This window comes from Pseudomonas sp. S06B 330 (assembly GCF_002845275.2).
Lineage (GTDB): Bacteria > Pseudomonadota > Gammaproteobacteria > Pseudomonadales > Pseudomonadaceae > Aquipseudomonas.
Map to the genome: position 1 here is coordinate 1,628,705 of NZ_CP088149.1, position 16,348 is coordinate 1,645,052.

General features: G+C 60.3%; 19 protein-coding genes and 2 pseudogenes. 10 read left to right on the forward strand and 11 right to left on the reverse strand.

Features of this window, described 5'->3' with window-relative positions:
- Positions 1 to 691 precede the first annotated feature (691 nt).
- Together CX511_RS25570 and CX511_RS25575 are read left to right on the forward strand one after the other, a co-directional pair.
- A pseudogene (locus CX511_RS25570) lies at positions 692 to 913 on the forward strand (HAMP domain-containing protein); the annotation flags it as partial.
- A 267-nt stretch (positions 914 to 1,180) separates the two neighbouring features.
- Positions 1,181 to 1,777, forward strand: a pseudogene (locus tag CX511_RS25575) (methyl-accepting chemotaxis protein); the annotation flags it as partial.
- A gap of 156 nt (positions 1,778 to 1,933) precedes the next feature.
- Here the strand turns inward: CX511_RS25575 and CX511_RS07600 are convergent.
- Complete coding sequence (locus CX511_RS07600) at positions 1,934 to 3,127, reverse strand: benzoate/H(+) symporter BenE family transporter (RefSeq protein ID WP_045186966.1); 1,194 nt, start codon at positions 3,125 to 3,127, stop codon at positions 1,934 to 1,936.
- A 145-nt stretch (positions 3,128 to 3,272) separates the two neighbouring features.
- Between CX511_RS07600 and CX511_RS07605 the strand changes: the two genes are divergently transcribed.
- Entirely contained in the window at positions 3,273 to 3,875 is a 603-nt protein-coding gene (locus tag CX511_RS07605; RefSeq protein WP_045186968.1) for a glutathione S-transferase family protein, read from the forward strand.
- A 114-nt stretch (positions 3,876 to 3,989) separates the two neighbouring features.
- Here CX511_RS07605 and CX511_RS07610 read toward each other — a convergent pair whose 3' ends face one another.
- The 5 genes from CX511_RS07610 to CX511_RS07630 all read right to left on the reverse strand — a co-directional run bounded on the left by CX511_RS07610 (position 3,990) and on the right by CX511_RS07630 (position 6,633).
- On the reverse strand, positions 3,990 to 4,361 hold the full coding sequence (locus CX511_RS07610; protein ID WP_101293029.1) for a glutathione S-transferase N-terminal domain-containing protein: 372 nt from the start codon (positions 4,359 to 4,361) through the stop codon (positions 3,990 to 3,992).
- Between the two features lie 59 nt (positions 4,362 to 4,420).
- Positions 4,421 to 4,966 (reverse strand): GTP cyclohydrolase I FolE, encoded by a 546-nt coding sequence (gene folE, locus CX511_RS07615; protein ID WP_045186971.1) that lies wholly within the window; start codon positions 4,964 to 4,966, stop codon positions 4,421 to 4,423.
- Positions 4,967 to 5,036: 70 nt separating this feature from the next.
- The gene (locus CX511_RS07620; RefSeq protein ID WP_101293028.1) at positions 5,037 to 5,594 is read right to left on the reverse strand and encodes a Smr/MutS family protein; all 558 of its coding nucleotides are present in this window, start codon (positions 5,592 to 5,594) and stop codon (positions 5,037 to 5,039) included.
- A gap of 52 nt (positions 5,595 to 5,646) precedes the next feature.
- Complete coding sequence (locus tag CX511_RS07625) at positions 5,647 to 5,967, reverse strand: hypothetical protein (RefSeq protein ID WP_045186976.1); 321 nt, start codon at positions 5,965 to 5,967, stop codon at positions 5,647 to 5,649.
- A 75-nt stretch (positions 5,968 to 6,042) separates the two neighbouring features.
- Positions 6,043 to 6,633: a cysteine hydrolase family protein gene (locus CX511_RS07630; RefSeq protein ID WP_101293027.1), complete on the reverse strand. Its 591-nt coding sequence runs from the start codon at positions 6,631 to 6,633 to the stop codon at positions 6,043 to 6,045.
- Positions 6,634 to 6,822: 189 nt separating this feature from the next.
- Here CX511_RS07630 and prmB point away from each other — a divergent pair, with 189 nt between their 5' ends.
- Positions 6,823 to 7,731 (forward strand): 50S ribosomal protein L3 N(5)-glutamine methyltransferase, encoded by a 909-nt coding sequence (prmB, locus tag CX511_RS07635; RefSeq protein ID WP_045186981.1) that lies wholly within the window; start codon positions 6,823 to 6,825, stop codon positions 7,729 to 7,731.
- 127 nt (positions 7,732 to 7,858) lie between these two features.
- Here the strand turns inward: prmB and CX511_RS07640 are convergent, their stop codons facing one another.
- Positions 7,859 to 8,650, reverse strand: coding sequence for a hypothetical protein (locus tag CX511_RS07640; RefSeq protein WP_045186984.1), 792 nt, complete (start codon positions 8,648 to 8,650; stop codon positions 7,859 to 7,861).
- A 106-nt stretch (positions 8,651 to 8,756) separates the two neighbouring features.
- Positions 8,757 to 9,719 (reverse strand): alpha/beta hydrolase, encoded by a 963-nt coding sequence (locus tag CX511_RS07645; protein WP_045186987.1) that lies wholly within the window; start codon positions 9,717 to 9,719, stop codon positions 8,757 to 8,759.
- A 133-nt stretch (positions 9,720 to 9,852) separates the two neighbouring features.
- Between CX511_RS07645 and aroC the strand changes: the two genes are divergently transcribed.
- Genes aroC through CX511_RS07660 form a run of 3 tightly spaced genes read left to right on the forward strand, consistent with a single transcriptional unit; the run spans position 9,853 to position 12,659 of the window.
- Entirely contained in the window at positions 9,853 to 10,944 is a 1,092-nt protein-coding gene (gene aroC / locus CX511_RS07650; RefSeq protein WP_045186989.1) for a chorismate synthase, read from the forward strand.
- A 38-nt stretch (positions 10,945 to 10,982) separates the two neighbouring features.
- A complete protein-coding gene (locus tag CX511_RS07655; protein ID WP_101293026.1) occupies positions 10,983 to 12,128 on the forward strand; it encodes an MFS transporter in 1,146 nt (381 codons plus the stop codon).
- Positions 12,129 to 12,140: 12 nt separating this feature from the next.
- Positions 12,141 to 12,659: a 1,2-dihydroxy-3-keto-5-methylthiopentene dioxygenase gene (locus tag CX511_RS07660; RefSeq protein WP_101293025.1), complete on the forward strand. Its 519-nt coding sequence runs from the start codon at positions 12,141 to 12,143 to the stop codon at positions 12,657 to 12,659.
- A gap of 123 nt (positions 12,660 to 12,782) precedes the next feature.
- On the opposite strand, the gene CX511_RS07665 is transcribed toward CX511_RS07660, so the two are convergent.
- Positions 12,783 to 13,055 (reverse strand): DUF3509 domain-containing protein, encoded by a 273-nt coding sequence (locus tag CX511_RS07665; protein ID WP_045187002.1) that lies wholly within the window; start codon positions 13,053 to 13,055, stop codon positions 12,783 to 12,785.
- 273 nt (positions 13,056 to 13,328) lie between these two features.
- Here CX511_RS07665 and CX511_RS07670 point away from each other — a divergent pair, with 273 nt between their 5' ends.
- Both CX511_RS07670 and CX511_RS07675 read left to right on the forward strand, forming a co-directional pair.
- Complete coding sequence (locus CX511_RS07670) at positions 13,329 to 13,853, forward strand: ankyrin repeat domain-containing protein (RefSeq protein ID WP_045187005.1); 525 nt, start codon at positions 13,329 to 13,331, stop codon at positions 13,851 to 13,853.
- A gap of 60 nt (positions 13,854 to 13,913) precedes the next feature.
- The gene (locus CX511_RS07675; protein WP_045187007.1) at positions 13,914 to 14,444 is read left to right on the forward strand and encodes a hypothetical protein; all 531 of its coding nucleotides are present in this window, start codon (positions 13,914 to 13,916) and stop codon (positions 14,442 to 14,444) included.
- On the opposite strand, the gene CX511_RS07680 is transcribed toward CX511_RS07675, so the two are convergent.
- Positions 14,441 to 15,382 carry a ZIP family metal transporter gene (locus tag CX511_RS07680; protein ID WP_045187009.1) on the reverse strand — a complete coding sequence of 314 codons (942 nt, stop codon included), beginning with the start codon at positions 15,380 to 15,382 and terminating at the stop codon, positions 14,441 to 14,443. The two genes, CX511_RS07675 and CX511_RS07680, sit on opposite strands and share 4 nt — an antisense overlap.
- Positions 15,383 to 15,510: 128 nt before the next feature.
- On the opposite strand from CX511_RS07680, the gene CX511_RS07685 reads away from it, so the two are divergent.
- Entirely contained in the window at positions 15,511 to 15,702 is a 192-nt protein-coding gene (locus CX511_RS07685; RefSeq protein WP_045187011.1) for a PLDc N-terminal domain-containing protein, read from the forward strand.
- Positions 15,703 to 15,714: 12 nt separating this feature from the next.
- Here CX511_RS07685 and CX511_RS07690 read toward each other — a convergent pair whose 3' ends face one another.
- Positions 15,715 to 16,188 carry a methylated-DNA--[protein]-cysteine S-methyltransferase gene (locus CX511_RS07690; protein ID WP_045187015.1) on the reverse strand — a complete coding sequence of 158 codons (474 nt, stop codon included), beginning with the start codon at positions 16,186 to 16,188 and terminating at the stop codon, positions 15,715 to 15,717.
- Between the last annotated feature and the right edge of the window lie 160 nt (positions 16,189 to 16,348).

Consider the following 16,348-nt stretch of genomic DNA (forward strand, 5'->3'; position numbering starts at 1 on the left):
TGCCGAAGTCCTCAAGCTGCGCTTACAGGAACAGGCATTCACCCTGCGGTCCGACCCCAAGGCTATCGACGCCGTGCATCAAGGGGTGGACGAGTTGCTGGTACAGGCACAAGGCTTAGCGCAATTACGCGGCAGCGGTGTGGAGCCGGCGCTGAATGATTACCGTCAGGCCTTCGATCAGTTCGTTGAACTGACCCAGTCCAAAGAGCTGGCGCTGGACATGGCCAGTTGGTCGGTGTCGAGCGTTGCCAATAACCTCGACGTGCTGCAGGCAGGGCTTGCCGATGATGGCACCTACACCCTCAAAGATAGTCAGGGCCAGCAAGGTGCCGAGTTTGTCGAGCAGGCTGGGCAGGTCGCCCAGGTCGCGAGGCTGATGCTCCAGGCCATGGATGAGGCGCGCCTGCGTCTGGAGCAGGCGCGCAAAGGCTCTGAAGAGGCTCGTCAGGGCCGAATCGAGCAGGCCGACCAGGCCGCGGCTCAGGTCGAACAGCTCAAGACTCGCGTCAGTGATGCCGGTTATCAGACGGTGCTCAATGAAGTCAGTGGCCATATCGCCGGCTTCACTGAAAAACTTGGCGAATACACCGACCTGCTGGGGCGCGAGCAGCAGCTCAAACAGCAGTTGCAACAACGCGCCGAGCAGGTGAGTGCGCAGGTCGATCACGCCTATGTTGCTGAAGACCAGGCCATGCAGGCCGAACTTCAGGGCAACACGGTATCGATTCTGTTGGCGTCGTTGTTGGCACTGTTGGTTGGCGTGCTGGCGGCCTGGTTGATCACCCGCGCGGTCGTTGGGCCGCTGCGTCAGGTGATCGGGCGTGCCGAGCAGATTGCTGCGGGCGACTTGAGCGCTGACATCACTGTTGATCGAGGTGACGAAGTGGGGCAACTCATGCTCGCCATGCAGCAGATGGGGTCAGGCTTGAGCAGTATTGTCAGTGGCTTGCAGAAGGGCATAGAACAGTTGGCTAATAATGCCCAGTCGCTGTCGGCGGTGACTGAACAGACCACCCGTGAGGTCAGCAGCCAGAAGGAGGAAACCGAGCAAGTGGCCACCGCCATGCAGCAGATGACGGCCACTGTCCATGATGTCGCACGCAATGCAGAAGAAGCAGCCCAAGCGGCTCAGGCGGCAGACGACAAGGTCGGCAGTGGCCAGCAGGTGGTGCGCCAGAGCATGCAACGGATCGAGCAATTGGCGAGTGCCGCCGATTCAGCCAGCCAGGGAATTGAAAATCTCAGTGCTGAAATCCAGAGCATTGGTAGTGTGCTGGACGTGATCAAAAGTGTCGCAGAACAAACCAATTTGCTCGCGCTCAACGCTGCCATCGAAGCGGCGCGCGCGGGTGAACAGGGGCGCGGCTTTGCCGTGGTGGCTGATGAAGTTCGCGCGCTGGCGCGGCGAACCCGGCAGTCAACTGAAGAGATCGAGCGTTTGGTGAGCAGCTTGCGCAGCAGTGCCCAGGCGTCGGTGGCGCAGATTCAGGGCAGCAGTGAACTGGTCAAACTGGCGGTGGCCGATGCCCTGCACGCGGAAAGCGCTTTGGGCAGCATTGCCGCAGCGGTGTCGTTGATCCAGCAGATGAACCAACAGATTGCCGCTGCCGCTGAACAGCAAAGCTCAGTGGCCGAGGAAATCAACCGCAGCGTCACCCAGATCCGCAGCAGTGCCGATCAATCGGCGCTAGCCATGCACGGTAATGCCAGCTCAAGTGTCGAGCTGGCGCAGTTGGGCCGAGACCTCAAAGGTATGGTTGGGCATTTCAGGCTGTAGCCGCGAGTTTGTCCAAAGGCCTCTGTGATTGCTATTTTTCTGTGGGAGCTAGCCTTGCTGGCGATTGGATCGGCGCGCTGCCGGCTATTGCACGGCGCCTGCATCGCTGGCAAGGCCAGCTCCCACAAAACCTGCATAAGATAGCTGCTTCAAGATTTACACGGCCTTGCGCCAGTTGAGGATCATCAACGTCAGCACCCCAGCGACGATCCCCCAGAACGCCGAACCAATCGAGAACAAGGTAAAGCCCGAAGCGGTCACCATAAAGGTAATCAGCGCCGCTTCACGCTCCTTGGCTTCGTTCATGGCCACTGTCAGGCCGTTCATGATCGAGCCGAACAGCGCCAGGGCCGCAATCGACAGCACCAACTCTTTAGGCAGTGCGGCGAACAAGGCGGCCAAGGTGGCACCGAACACCCCGGCGATGCCATAGAACACCCCGCACCAGACCGCAGCGGTGTAGCGTTTGTTCGGGTCTTCATGGGCGTGCGGGCCGGTGCAGATGGCAGCGCTGATGGCGGCCAGGTTGATGCCGTGCGAACCGAAGGGCGCCAGCACCAGCGAGGCCAGGCCTGTCACCGAGATCAGCGGCGAGGCGGGGACCTGGTAACCGTCGGCGCGCAGCACGGCAACGCCAGGCATGTTCTGTGACGTCATGGCCACCACGAACAGAGGAATACCGATACTGATGGTCGCCGCCAGGGAAAAGCTCGGCGTCGTCCATACCGGCGTTGCCACTTCCAGGCTGAAACCGCTGAAATCCAGTAGCCCCATGGCGCCAGACAACCCGGTACCCACCAGCAAGGCGGCAAGCACTGCATAACGCGGCGACAAGCGCTTGATGATCAGGTAACTGAAGAACATCCCCAACACCAGCGTCGTGCGGTGTTGGGCGGCGATGAAAATTTCGCTGCCGATCTTGAACAGGATACCGGCCAGCAACGCCGCGGCCAGCGACGCGGGGATGCGTTTGACCAGGCGCTCGAAACTGCCGGTCAGTCCGCAGATCAGTACCAGTACGGCGCAGGTAATGTAAGCGCCGATCGCTTCGCCGTAGCTCACGCCGCCAAGGCTGGTGATCAGCAGTGCAGCGCCGGGTGTCGACCAGGCGATGGTCACCGGTGTGCGATAGCGCAGCGATAGGCCGATGCTGCACACGGCCATGCCGATCGACAGGGCCCAGATCCATGATGAAATCTGCGCGCTGGTCAAACCGGCAGCCTGGCCAGCCTGGAACATCAGCACCAGCGAACTGGTGTAGCCGGTCAGCATGGCGATAAAACCGGCGACCACGGCCGAGGGTGAGGAGTCAGCCAACGGGCGCAATTGCGCAGACGTGGTATCGGGCATGGGGCAATCCTTGGGCTAGGTGTAAGCAGATTTTGCAGGCTAACGCGCAAGCAGCTGATGCTTGTCATACAGCAGGCATTGCATTTAGCCGTACAGTCGCCAACTATGGGCGGTGAGCAGGACCAGCCATCGAACGGGGGGAGTGATGTACAAGGTTTACGGTGATTACCAGTCGGGCAACTGCTACAAGATCAAGCTGATGCTGCACTTGCTTGATCTGCCGTATGAGTGGCACTCGGTGGATATCCTTAAGGGTGAAACAGAAACCCCGGCGTTTCTGGAAATGAACCCCAACGGCAAAGTGCCGGTGCTGGTGCTGGAAGATGGCACTTACCTGTGGGAGTCCAACGCGATCCTCAACTTTCTTGCTGATGGCACCGAGTACCTGCCCACCGAGCCGCGTTTGCGTACCCAGGTGCTGCAGTGGCAGTTCTTCGAGCAGTATAGCCATGAGCCATACATCGCCGTGGCGCGCTTCATCCAGTTTTACCTCGGGCTGCCGCAAGACCGCCTGGAAGAATACAAAACCCTGCACAAAGGCGGTTACAAGGCCTTGCGGGTCATGGAGAAGCAGCTGCAACTGACGCCGTACCTGGTCGGCGACCGCTATTCGATTGCCGACGTCGCGTTGTATGCCTATACCCATGTGGCCCATCAGGGGGGCTTTGACCTCGACGCCTATCCGGGTATTCAGGCCTGGCTGGAACGTGTAGAGAGCCATCCCCGTCATGTGACGATGCTTGGCTAGCCTTGAATGGTGCTGACGTTGTGGGCGCTGGCCTTGCCAGCGATGCAGGCTCCGCGGATCCCATCGCCAGCAAGGCTGGCTCCCACAAAAGCACTGTGTCGCTGGGGTGAGGTCTCAGGCCGCTGAGAAGCGCTTGTTGAGATACTCGATGATCATTTTGGATTCATACATCCAGATGGTCTTACCCTCTTCTTCGATGCGCAGGCACGGCACTTTGATCTTGCCGCCTTCATTGAGCAGGGTCTGCCGATCCTGTTCGTTGTTCTTCGCATCGTGCAGGGCTACCGGCACGTTCAGGCGGTGCAGGGTGCGGCGGGTTTTCACGCAGAACGGGCAGGCGTGAAACTGATACAGGCGCAGGCCCTTGGCCTGTTGTTCGACCAGGGCTTGAGCTGCCGGGTCGCGCTTGAGCTTGGCCGGGCGGCTGACCCAGTCGCCGAATACGATCAATTGGCCGAGGCCGACACGCAGTGCTTTGACGATCATGACAACTCCTCAGAATGAAAAAAGCCGACCCCTGAGGATCGGCTTGCAGACGCACCCGATTACTTGATCAGGCTGAGAAACTCGCTGCGGGTCGCGGCATTATCGCGGAACTCGCCGAGCATCACCGAAGTAATCATGGTCGAGTTCTGTTTTTCCACACCGCGCATCATCATGCACATGTGCTTGGCTTCGATGACCACCGCAACGCCCAGGGCGCCGGTGACCTTCTGGATTGCCTCGGCCACCTGACGGCTGAGGTTTTCCTGGATCTGCAGGCGACGTGCGTACATGTCGACGATCCGTGCAACCTTGGACAAGCCCAAGACCTTGCCATCGGGAATGTAGGCCACATGGGCCTTGCCGATGAATGGCAGCATATGGTGTTCGCACAGCGAGTACAGCTCGATGTCCTTGACCAGGACCATTTCACTGTTATCGGAGCTGAACAGCGCGCCGTTGGTCACTTCTTCCAGGGTTTGTTCATAACCGCGGCAAAGGTACTGCATGGCCTTCGCAGCCCGCTTGGGCGTGTCGAGCAGGCCCTCGCGGGAGACGTCCTCGCCGAGCTGGCCGAGGATAGCGGTGTAGTTCTGTTCCAGGGACATGGATCTACCTGTGGGGAATTATCGCAAACGCGAAGGGTACGGCGGCGGCGGCGGCGCTGCAAGTACGGCGTTACTCGTCACGGCCTTCGAGCATGGTTCGTTTGAGCATTACATACACCGCGCCGGTCCCGCCATGACGGGCCTGACACGAGGTAAACCCCAGCACTTGGGGGTGTTGACGCAGCCAGGTGTTGACGTGGCTCTTGATCATTGGCTTCTTGCCATCCAGGCGCACCGCCTTGCCATGGGTGACACGCACGCAGCGGACTTCGAAGCGGGTGGCCTCGGCGAGAAACGCCCACAGGGTTTCACGGGCTTTTTCCACGGTCATGCCATGCAGGTCGAGGCTGCCTTCGAAGCCAATCTGGCCAAGTTTGAGCTTGCGCATCTGGCTTTCCTGGACGCCGTCACGGCTCCAGTGCAGGTCGTCCTCAGGGCCGACATCGATGACAAACTGGTCCGACAAACCATCAACCACTGTCTGGTCGCTACGCACTGTAGCGGCCTGACGCAGGCCGGCCAGCTGCTTGCGGTCGGTCTTGGGCTTGCCGACCTCGGCGCGATCATGCGTGATCGGTTTGACGCCGCGCATCTCGCTTTTGAACAGGGAAAAATCGTCGTCTTGCATGTAAGCCTCCGCCTGGGCGGCGAAGTTTACGCGACTCCTGCGCAGGTTGCAGTCAATCGTGTTTTTTCATCAGATGCGGTGACAGGTTCAGCTCGCGGCTGCGGCGCAGACGCAAGCGACTGCGGCGCCAGAACCAGATGCCCAGGTACAGCACCACCAGGCCACCGGCGAGTATCACCGCAGCACCCCCCCGGTTGGCATTGAGCTCAGCCAGGGCTTCGAGGTTGCCGAACAGGCTGGCAGCACCTGCCATGGCCAGCAAAACCCCTACGGTTGCCAGTAGCGCCGAAAAAGCTGCGGCCAGGCGTGCGCCCCAGTTGCGTGGCTGACGCTGGCGCAAGCGCTTGGCATCAAAACCGTCCTTCAACTTCATGCCGATTCCTCTATGGATATCCGCCGTTGGACTGATGCGCCGCCCGCTGGTTCCACCAGCCCGTCGGAAGGCTTATCAGATCAGGCTGCTGGTCGGTGCCACGCAGGCAAAGTTGTCAGCCATGATCGCCATTTCACTTTGTTGGATTTGCGCAGCCGGAATCACCCCGTCTTTGAACGGCAGGTCGCGGGTAGCGCAGGCATCCTCGATCAGAGTGCAACGATAACCATAGTCCTTGGCACGGCGCACGGTGGTGCTGACGCTGGAATGGCTCATGAACCCGCAGACGATCAGGTCCAGGTGCCCGTATTTCTGCAGGGTTTCATGCAGGGTGGTGTTCTTGAAGGCGTTGGGCATGCGCTTTTCGATGATTACTTCATCGCCCTGTGGCTCAAGGCCAGGGATGAATTCACCGCGTGGTCCCTGAGGATCGAACATGCCACCGACGGTGCCCAGATGGCGCACGTGGATGATCGGGCGACCGGCCTTGCGGGCTGCCTCGAGCATTTTAGCGATGTTCATCACAGCTTCGTCCATGCCCGACAGGCCCAGAGGACCACTGAGGTACTCCTTTTGCGCGTCGATAATGACCAGGCTGGCGTTGTTCAGCTTGGCCGGTGGATAGCCACGGCCGCTGAGGTGGAACATCGTCATTGGAACAGACATCAAGGGCTCCTTTGGATGGGGCTTTTCACCTATTGTCCCCTGCCTGAGCACTTATGTGAATCGCTTCGCGTACAAGCAGCGTCGTTAGTGGCCTGCAGCCATGTCGGTGAAATGCTTACAGGCCATTTCCACCGACCTTTTCTGTGGTTGGGCTGTTAGAATTGCAGGTCGTCTTTCAAGGAGTCTGTTGTGATCACTTCTCGCTTGCGCACCCTGCGCGATCATATCCGTTGGGCCGTCAGCCGTTTCCATGAGCATGGCCTGTTTTTCGGACACGGCGCCGACAACGCCTGGGATGAAGCCCGGCTGCTGGTGCTGGGTTCGGTCCACCTGCCTTGGGAGGTTGCCGACAGCTATCTGGATTGCCAGCTGGAAGACGATGAACTGGTGCACCTGCAGCGCCTGCTCAAACGCCGCATCGAAGACCGCGTGCCTACCGCCTACCTGTTGGGTGAGGCGTGGTTCTGTGGCTTGTCCTTCATTGTCGACGAGCGCGTGCTGATTCCACGTTCGCCCATTGGCCAATTGATCGAAAAGCGTTTCGAGCCGTGGCTCGCTGCTGAGCCTGCCCGCATTCTCGACCTGTGCACCGGTTCCGGCTGCATTGGCATCGTCAGTGCCGAAGTGTTCCCTGACGCCGAAGTGGTACTGGCTGACCTGTCCTTCGAAGCGCTGGAGGTGGCCAATCAGAACATCGAACGCCATGGCCTGGAAGAGCGTGTCTACACCGTCCAGGGCGATGGCTTCGACGGTTTGCCGGGACAGCGTTTCGACCTGATCCTGTCCAACCCGCCGTATGTCGATGCCGAGGATTTCGCCGACATGCCGGATGAATACCATCACGAGCCGGAGCTGGGGCTGGCCTGTGGCAACGATGGCCTGGACCTGGTGCGGCGCATGCTGGCCGAAGCAGCGGAGCATCTGACCGAGAAAGGCTTGTTGATTGTCGAGGTTGGCAACAGCCAGGTGCACGTCGAGGCGCTGTACCCAGAGGTGGACTTTGCCTGGCTCGATTTCGAGCGGGGTGGGCACGGGGTGTTCATGTTGACGGCTGAGCAGTGCCGCCAGCATCAGGCGCTGTTTGCTTCGAAGGTGTAAGGCGTCAGATCTGCAGTGGCTTCATCGCCGGCAAGGCCGGCTCCCACAATAGGCCTGGGTTGCCTCCATCCAATTTTTGAGGGGCAGCCACAGACCCTGTGGGGGCCGGTCGTGCCGGCGATGGATTTCAGCGGTGCGTGGCAATCCAGATCAGCAAGCCGGCCTGGAACACCGCAAAGGCCACCAGGCAAGTGATGGTAAAGCGCAGGCCGCTGTCCTCGCGGCGGTACTTGTTGACCCGTTCATCACGTTCGCGCAGTTGCGCTTCCTTTTCCTGCAAATGCTGTTCGGCCTGCTGGAGCATCTGCGCAGCATCGAGAATCTCCACGCGCTGCACCTTGTCAGTATTCCAGCCACCCTTGAGCTCACCGACCTGTACGTCGATATAGCGCCCCTTGAGGTGCTGGGCATCGGCGTATTCCACTTCCAGACCATGGCTGCGCAACAGATGGTCGCGGCGTAGGCGGGTGTCTTCGTTGAGCGCGTCCTTGCTGGCCAGGGCGGCACCTTCAACGCGGTAGTGCGACCACTTGCGCTGGGCCCAGCTCACCGCCTGGGCCAGCAAGAAACGCCCCAGGCCACGGCTCAAGGGTTCGATCTGCAGGCCGCTGTCGGGGCCGATGCGCACGCGCTTTTCCTGATGGTCAACCCAGATGTCCAGGTGATTCTGTTCCTTGCGCACTTTCTGCCCAGGCAGTTGGATGGCCATGCGCAACAGGCTGGTGTCTTTGTTGTGGCGCTCGGCAAACCCGTACTGAACGAAGCGCAGCGGTCGTGCGCCGCTGATGCGGTCAGTTGGCAGCGGCGTCAGGCGCAGCATCTGAAAATGTTCCGGAGCAACCTCGGCCCAAGGCAGTGGGGCGGGTTCCGGCGCGGCCTCTGGGGCTTCGGGGGCTTCCTGGGGGGCGGCTTCAGTCATCACGGCAATCCTCTTGTGCACAGCAAGCTGGACACAATCACGATGCCAGCACCGGCTTATCGGCAGAATCGACCGGTACTGGAGGCCGAATTTCGCTGAAATTCGCTCAAGCAGCCGGCAGCCTGTGGATAAAGTCGACGACCTGGGTGCCTAATTCGCTGGCTTGCGGCAATTTTGGGTTGAGGTAGCTGTCACGCTGTTCACTGGCGGCTTGCGGGGCAATTCTGAGCATATGGTTCATGCCCTGGATCAGAGCCAGTTCAGCATCGGGCTTGGCCGCTTTAAGTCGTTGGGCGTTACTGACATCCACTTGTATATCGTGGGTGCCCTGGATAATCAGTGCCGGTACTTTTACCTTGGCAAACGCTGCCGCCGGGTCCTGGCGCAGTAATGAAATCAGGTAAGGCTGGACTGACGGGCGAAACACGTCCTGTAACGGACCGGGAATATCGACAGCCATACGTCCGGCTTTGAGGTTGTCCAGTATGTGCAGGACACGTTGTTTGTAGCGCGACGGGACTTGTCCGGCCAGTTGCGCACGAAACACCTCATCAATCGGCCGTCCGCTACCGGCCACGCTGATCACCGCGCTGGCGCCACTGTCTGGTGCAGCCAGGCTGGCAATCAACGCGCCTTCACTGTGTCCCAGCAGGATCAATGGACCGAAACGCGGGTCAGCCTTGAGTGCTTGACTCCAGGCCACGGCATCGGCGACGTAACGCTCCACCGTCAGGTCGCGTTCGTCCGGGGTCGCCGCTCGGCTGGCGGCCACGCCGCGCTTATCGAAACGTACGCTGGCGATGCGGTTCTTGGCCAGCACCAGCGCCAACTGCCGGAGGTTGTCGGTGTGGGCACCGTCCGGGCTGTTGCCGTTGCGGTCGGTCGGACCTGAACCGGGGATGATCAGCACCACCGGCGGTGGCTGCTCGGTGCGCGGCAACAGCAAACTGCCGTAGAGCATACCGCTGCCGGTGTCTAGGCTGATCGGCCGTTGCAGCACAGTGGGGGCGGCGGCCTGGACCAGGCCGCTGAACAGTAGAGCGATTACTGCAAAGACGCGCAACATCATCAGGCCACTATCGAGGAGATGGCAGTTGGACCGAGGTCTGCGCAGAAGGTTCGCTGTCAGGGATGAACTGAATGGTTAGCCTGCGTATACTGGCGGCCTTGTTCAAATCAGGCTGATTCGCGGAGCGTCCTGCATGTCCGGCAATACCTACGGCAAGCTGTTCACTGTCACCACCGCTGGCGAAAGCCATGGTCCGGCGTTGGTCGCCATTGTCGACGGCTGTCCGCCGGGCCTGGAAATTTCCCTGGCTGACTTGCAGCACGACCTTGACCGGCGCAAGCCCGGCACCAGCCGGCACACCACGCAGCGCCAGGAAGCCGATGAAGTCGAAATCCTCTCCGGCGTTTTCGAAGGGCGCACCACCGGTTGTTCGATTGGTCTGCTGATTCGCAACACCGACCAGAAGTCCAAGGACTACTCGGCAATCAAAGACCTGTTTCGTCCGGCCCACGCCGACTACACCTACCACCACAAGTACGGTGAGCGTGACTACCGTGGCGGTGGCCGCAGCTCGGCGCGGGAAACCGCCATGCGCGTGGCCGCAGGTGCCATTGCCAAGAAATACCTGGCCAGCCAGGGCATTCGCATTCGTGGGTACATGAGCCAGCTTGGGCCCATCGAGATCCCCTTCAAAACCTGGGACTCGGTTGAGCAGAACGCGTTCTTCAGCCCCGACCCGGACAAGGTGCCGGAGCTGGAAGCCTACATGGACCAATTGCGTCGCGATCAGGATTCGGTCGGGGCGAAAATCACAGTGGTTGCTGAAGGCGTCATGCCTGGCCTGGGCGAGCCGATTTTCGACCGTCTGGATGCCGAACTGGCCCATGCCTTGATGAGCATCAACGCCGTCAAGGGCGTCGAGATCGGTGCAGGTTTCGCCAGTGTGGCGCAACGTGGCACCGAGCACCGTGACGAGATGACGCCGCAAGGTTTCCTCAGCAACAACGCTGGCGGTATTCTCGGCGGGATTTCCTCCGGTCAGCCGATTGTCGCCCACCTGGCCTTGAAGCCGACCTCAAGCATCACCACCCCCGGTCGTTCGATCGATGTCGATGGCAACCCGGTGGAGGTGATCACCAAGGGCCGTCACGACCCGTGCGTGGGTATCCGTGCCACGCCAATTGCCGAAGCGATGATGGCGATCGTGCTGATGGATCACCTGTTGCGTCATCGCGGCCAGAATGCCGATGTTCGAGTGACCACGCCGGTGCTGGGTCAGCTGTAATGCCGTCACCTGGCATGTGCGCCGCGGCCTATTGAGCCGTGGCGCCGATTCCCTACTGGCGGTTGTCCAGCTTTTACCTGTTCTACTTCGCCTTGCTCGGTGCTACAGCGCCTTTCCTGGCGCTGTATTTTCATCACCTGGGTTTTTCCAGCGCGCGCATTGGCGAGTTGGTCGCCATCCCCATGCTGATGCGTTGCGTCGCGCCCAATCTGTGGGGCTGGCTCGGTGACCGCAGTGGCCGGCGCCTGCTGATCGTGCGCCTTGGGGCGCTGTCGACGCTGTTGAGTTTCTCACTGATTTTTTACGCCAAGAGTTATGCCTGGCTGGCGTTGGTGATGGCCTTGCATGCGTTCTTCTGGCACGCCGTGCTGCCACAGTTCGAGGTGATTACCCTGGCGCACCTGCAGGGGCAGACCGCCCGGTACAGCCAGATCCGCCTGTGGGGTTCGATTGGTTTCATTCTCACCGTGGTCGGTCTGGGGCGGCTGTTTGACTGGCTAAGTCTGGATGTCTACCCGATGGCGCTAGTGATCATCATGGCGGGCATTGTCCTGGCCAGCCTCTGGGTCCCCAACGCTCAGCCGCCCGGGCAGAACGAGCGAAGTGGCGGTGGTTTTCTCAAGCAACTGAGCAGTCCCGGCGTGGCGGCGTTCTACGTGTGTGTGGCGTTGATGCAGCTCAGTCATGGGCCGTACTACACCTTTCTGACGCTGCACCTGGAGCAATTGGGCTATAGCCGTGGAGTGATCGGCATGCTTTGGGCGCTGGGCGTGGTTGCTGAAGTGTTGATGTTCCTGGCCATGAGCTGGATCCTCGCACGGGTCTCGCTGCGCCGGGTGCTGATGGCCAGTTTCGCCTTGGCGGCCTTGCGCTGGCTGCTACTCGGCAATTTTGCCGACCAACTTTGGGTGCTGTTGTTCGCTCAGGTCTTGCATGCCGCCACGTTCGGCAGCTTCCATGCCGCCGCCATCGCTTTTGTACAACGCAGTTTTGCTGCCCGCCAGCAAGGTCAGGGCCAAGCCTTGTATGCGGCTCTGGCCGGCACTGGCGGTGCCTTGGGTGCACTATATTCCGGCTACAGCTGGAACCTGTTGGGCGCCACTACCACCTTTAGTATTGCCAGCGTCGCAGCGTTGGCTGCAGCCGTTATCATTGCGACCCGAATGAAAGAAGCCCAGCCATAGGAATTGCCGCTGATGAGCAGCCTGACCGTTTACCACCAGTCCACCCCTGATATTCCCAACAAGGTCCTGACCCACCTTGAGGACATCACCGCCACCCTCGCTGAGCAGGGCGTGCGCTTTGAACGGTGGCAAGCCGATGCGCCGATCCAGCCGGGCGCCAATGATGAGCAGGTGATTGGCGCTTACCAGCAGCGCATTGATGCATTGATGGCCGAGCGTGGTTATCAGCAAGTTGATGTGTGCCACGAAGCGGCAGCCGGCCTCCTCGATGAACATACCCGTGCTGAAGACCTGGTGCGCTTCTTCGCAGCCGGTCGTGGGTTGTTTACCCTGCACATCGAGGATTATCTCTACGCCGTGTTGTGCGAGAAGGGCGATCTGATTGTGGTGCCGGCAGGGGCCAAACACTGGCTCGATATGGGCGAAGAGCCGCGTTTCGTCGCGATCCGGTTGTTCAACCAGGCACCTGATCAGGTTGCCAGCTTCACCGGCGACCAGATCGCTGAGGCTTTTCCCCGGCTGGACGACTGACAAACAGCGCAGCAACACGCGCTGTAGCCGCTGCCGAGGCACGAGGCAGCCATCGACTGCAGGGCAGTCGCAACTCGGACACCTCGTTGGGCCTGACGGCAGCGGCTACCAGGGGCGTTAGTCTCAACGATAGGTCGGCAAGGCAAACCGCTGCTGGCTCTGCAGCATCGAAATCACCGGCAGTTCGCTGGCTTGCTCAGCCAGGTCACGGCGAATCGCACTGATCGCCCAGGACAGCTGCTCGGCGCTGTGCAGTTGCGCATAAGAAAGGCAGCGCTTGGTCTGCACGCCATCGGCAGCGCGCAAGGTCAGCAGAATGCCGCCGTCGGGGCGCGCCTGAGTGGTGACATCGTAGGCAGAGAATACCGAGGCGAATTTTTCCTGGATGAGGTCCATATCAGCTCCTGACTGTTAGTGGCAGACATGGAGTAATAGGTGCAGCGACCGTGCCAGTCTTTTTTTTAATTAAAATACTTAAAAATCAATAAGTTAGAATAAATTTTTGTAAGTGGTACCGTGCATTCTGCATGGTCGTGCAATTTGCACAGTGCATTTTGCAGGTTTGCCCAGCCAATAGATTTCCTCTGTCGGGGCGATGACTTATCCACAGTTGACCCCGCGCGCTCACTGACAAAGACTTGGGCTTTTCCGGCAGCCAGGAGGTTCCCCATGTCCGACCAACGTAGCCCAACGCCTATGAATGATGATGAAGCCGCAGCCTTTGCTGAGGAGGTCTTCGACCGGGCGCGCAATGGCGATGCCGACATGCTTGGCCGTTTGCTCGACAAGGGACTGCCGGTCAATCTGCGCAACGGCAACGGCGATACCTTGCTGATGCTTGCCAGTTACCACGGGCATCTCGACGCGGTACGGGTGCTGCTGGCCCATGGCGCGGATCCGCAGATGGCCAACGACAAAGGCCAGTTGCCTATCGCCGGGGCGGCGTTCAAAGGTAATCTGGCGATGATTGAACTGTTGGTCGAGCAGGGCGCCCAGGTCGATGGCACGTCCGCCGATGGTCGCACCGCCCTGATGCTGGCTGCCATGTTCAACCGCACCGCGATCGTCGAGTACCTGTTGGGTCAGGGTGCCAATCCAGCGCACCGCGATGCTCAAGGTACCACGCCGCTAGCCGCTGCCCAGACCATGGGTGCCGCCGATACCGCCGCGCAATTGCAAGCGCTGGCCGGCTAACCCTAAGGGGCCTTTTGCGGCTATCCTTGGCGACTTTTTTCAGTGTCGCAGGGCCCCTTCATGAAATCCCAACTGGTCGAACTCATCGGCAAAATCAGCGCTGGTTGCCTGCGCGAAGAAGACATCGCGCGCATCGCCGACGAAGCCGCCCAAGCCTATGCCGACCCGCAAGCCTTCCTCGCCGCCAACCCGGATATCAACTACGACGACAGCTTCCCGATCCCGCTGGGGGAATGGGTCGTCGTCGGCAGCTTGCCAGACACGGTGCTGTTCCAGGCCGACACCTACCAGGACCTGTTCGCCCAGATCGTCGACTCCTTCGACAAGAGCGTGGCCTTCAACCTCAAGCCCAAGCAATTGGCCAAGGTCGAGCCATTGACCGCCCTCAACCGGATCCAGGTACAGATGGGGGCGATGAACAAGGAGGCCGGCGGCTATGTGCTGATGAACTTCAGCCAGTTGCTCGATGATGAGCTGCAGATGGTCATGGTCGGCGGCAACGATGTGCCGCGCGTACTGGCGTTGTGCGCCGAGGTGGGGATTGTCGCAGCGCCTGCACTGGAAGCGCTGCGGGTGGCGGTACACGTTTAACCGAGGGCGGTGTCGAGGAACATCATCACCGCAAAGCCGCCCATCAGACCGAGGGTCGCTGAGGTCTGGTGGCCGTTGCGGTGGGTTTCCGGGATCACCTCGTGGGAGACCACGAAGATCATCGCGCCAGCCGCCAGGCCCATGCTCACCGGGTAGGCGATGGCAAAACCGGTGGAAATCCCCAGGCCTATGACTGCGCCGATTGGCTCCATCAGCCCGGAGCCGATCGCTACCAAGGCGGCTTTCAACGTCGAAAGCCCCGTAGCACGCAGGGCCAGGGCCACGGCCAGGCCTTCAGGAATGTCTTGAATGGCGATGGCACTGGTCAGCGGTAGACCCACATTAAGGTCGCCGTTGGCAAAGCTGACGCCGATGGCCATACCCTCGGGGAGGTTGTGCAGGGTGATTGCCAGCACGAACAACCAGACTCGGTTGATACGTTCAGCCTGCGGCCCGCAGGGGCCGGTACTCTCATGTTCGTGAGGGGTAAAGCGGTCAAGGCCAAGCATCAGCAGCACGCCCAAGCCCATGCCTACCACCACTGTCAGCGCTGCGTAGGGACCACTGCCGGTAATTTCGCGCGCGGCATCGAGCCCCGGCAGAATCAGCGAGAACGAGCTGGCGGCGAGCATCATCCCGGCGGCAAAGCCGAGCATCACATCCTGGCTGCGTGCACTGACTTCGCGTAACACCACCGCCATGATTGCGCCTAACGCCGTCGCAGCAAACCCAGCCAAACCACCCAGCATGGCCATGTGCAGGTTTTCTTGGTGATCACCCTGCACGGCATTCCAGGCGCTGGCCATCAACAAGCCAAGCACCGCCAGTAGACTCAGGCCCAGCCCGGCGCTCAGCCAAGGGGTGCTTTGTGCCTGGTGCAACCAGGCGTTCCAGAGTGATACCTGGGCAGGGCCACTGGAGCTTTGAGCGGGGGGCATATAAACCTCACTGAATCAAATCGATGCCTGGAGTCTAACCAGTGCGTTCGCGGCGCGGCCAACGAATAGCTTCTATTGGACTCATAGCCAGCTATCCTTGGGGCAAACTTGATCAAGGGAGCGACAGCATGGGTTCGACATTCAATGGCCTGGTAGGCCTGATAATCTTCGCACTGGATATCTGGGCCATTATCAATGTGGTTAAAAGCGGTGCCAGCATGGGCAGCAAGATCCTCTGGATCCTGTTGATTGTGTTACTGCCGGTGCTTGGCTTGATTATCTGGGCGATTGCCGGGCCACGAGGGGATGTGCGGATGTAGATTGGTCCACACTTAAATCAACCACGCGCCCTCAAGCTCCAGTAGCATCTGCTTGCGCTCCACGCCACCGGCATACCCGGTCAGGGTGCCATTGCTGCCGATGACCCGATGGCAGGGCACGATGATCGCGATCGGGTTGGCGCCATTGGCGGTACCGACCGCCCGCACGGCGCGTGGCCGGCCGATTTGCTGCGCCAGGTCTCCATAGCTGCAAGTGGTACCGTAGGGTATGCGCTGCAAGGCGTGCCAGACTTCATGCTGAAACGGCGTTCCTACGGGGGCTAGCTTCACCTCGAACTGTTCGCGCGTGCCGGCAAAGTATTCGTCCAACTGCTGGGCCACTTCATCCAGTTGATGCGACGCTGGCTGCCATGACACGGGCAGCTCCCACGGTTGTGCAGCATCCATGTGCAGCAGGTGCAGGCCCTGCGCGTCACCGGCCAGCAACAGCGGGCCAAGTGGGCTGGGTAGGTAGCGGTAATACATGGCGTGACGCCCTGAACGATGAACCAATGACAACGATACCGTAAGCCTGGCTTGTCATCTTCGGTAACTTAAGCGCCCTGTCGGACAACGAAATTTTCACATTCGATTATGGAAAATCCGCGCGCGCAATTATCCGTTCGCCGAATGGCCGTGCATTACC

What these genes read in the sequence shown, in the direction of transcription:
- CX511_RS07600 (WP_045186966.1), bottom strand. Translation starts at nt 3,127, where the DNA reads ATGCCCGATACCACGTCTGCGCAATTGCGCCCGTTGGCTGACTCCTCA.
- CX511_RS07605 (WP_045186968.1), top strand. Translation starts at nt 3,273, where the DNA reads ATGTACAAGGTTTACGGTGATTACCAGTCGGGCAACTGCTACAAGATC.
- CX511_RS07630 (WP_101293027.1), bottom strand. Translation starts at nt 6,633, where the DNA reads ATGTCTGTTCCAATGACGATGTTCCACCTCAGCGGCCGTGGCTATCCA.
- CX511_RS07670 (WP_045187005.1), top strand. Translation starts at nt 13,329, where the DNA reads ATGTCCGACCAACGTAGCCCAACGCCTATGAATGATGATGAAGCCGCA.
- CX511_RS07645 (WP_045186987.1), bottom strand. Translation starts at nt 9,719, where the DNA reads ATGATGTTGCGCGTCTTTGCAGTAATCGCTCTACTGTTCAGCGGCCTG.
- CX511_RS07640 (WP_045186984.1), bottom strand. Translation starts at nt 8,650, where the DNA reads ATGACTGAAGCCGCCCCCCAGGAAGCCCCCGAAGCCCCAGAGGCCGCG.
- CX511_RS07690 (WP_045187015.1), bottom strand. Translation starts at nt 16,188, where the DNA reads ATGTATTACCGCTACCTACCCAGCCCACTTGGCCCGCTGTTGCTGGCC.
- CX511_RS07620 (WP_101293028.1), bottom strand. Translation starts at nt 5,594, where the DNA reads ATGCAAGACGACGATTTTTCCCTGTTCAAAAGCGAGATGCGCGGCGTC.
- CX511_RS07625 (WP_045186976.1), bottom strand. Translation starts at nt 5,967, where the DNA reads ATGAAGTTGAAGGACGGTTTTGATGCCAAGCGCTTGCGCCAGCGTCAG.
- CX511_RS07680 (WP_045187009.1), bottom strand. Translation starts at nt 15,382, where the DNA reads ATGCCCCCCGCTCAAAGCTCCAGTGGCCCTGCCCAGGTATCACTCTGG.
- CX511_RS07660 (WP_101293025.1), top strand. Translation starts at nt 12,141, where the DNA reads ATGAGCAGCCTGACCGTTTACCACCAGTCCACCCCTGATATTCCCAAC.
- CX511_RS07610 (WP_101293029.1), bottom strand. Translation starts at nt 4,361, where the DNA reads ATGATCGTCAAAGCACTGCGTGTCGGCCTCGGCCAATTGATCGTATTC.
- CX511_RS07685 (WP_045187011.1), top strand. Translation starts at nt 15,511, where the DNA reads ATGGGTTCGACATTCAATGGCCTGGTAGGCCTGATAATCTTCGCACTG.
- CX511_RS07665 (WP_045187002.1), bottom strand. Translation starts at nt 13,055, where the DNA reads ATGGACCTCATCCAGGAAAAATTCGCCTCGGTATTCTCTGCCTACGAT.
- aroC (WP_045186989.1), top strand. Translation starts at nt 9,853, where the DNA reads ATGTCCGGCAATACCTACGGCAAGCTGTTCACTGTCACCACCGCTGGC.
- CX511_RS07675 (WP_045187007.1), top strand. Translation starts at nt 13,914, where the DNA reads ATGAAATCCCAACTGGTCGAACTCATCGGCAAAATCAGCGCTGGTTGC.
- folE (WP_045186971.1), bottom strand. Translation starts at nt 4,966, where the DNA reads ATGTCCCTGGAACAGAACTACACCGCTATCCTCGGCCAGCTCGGCGAG.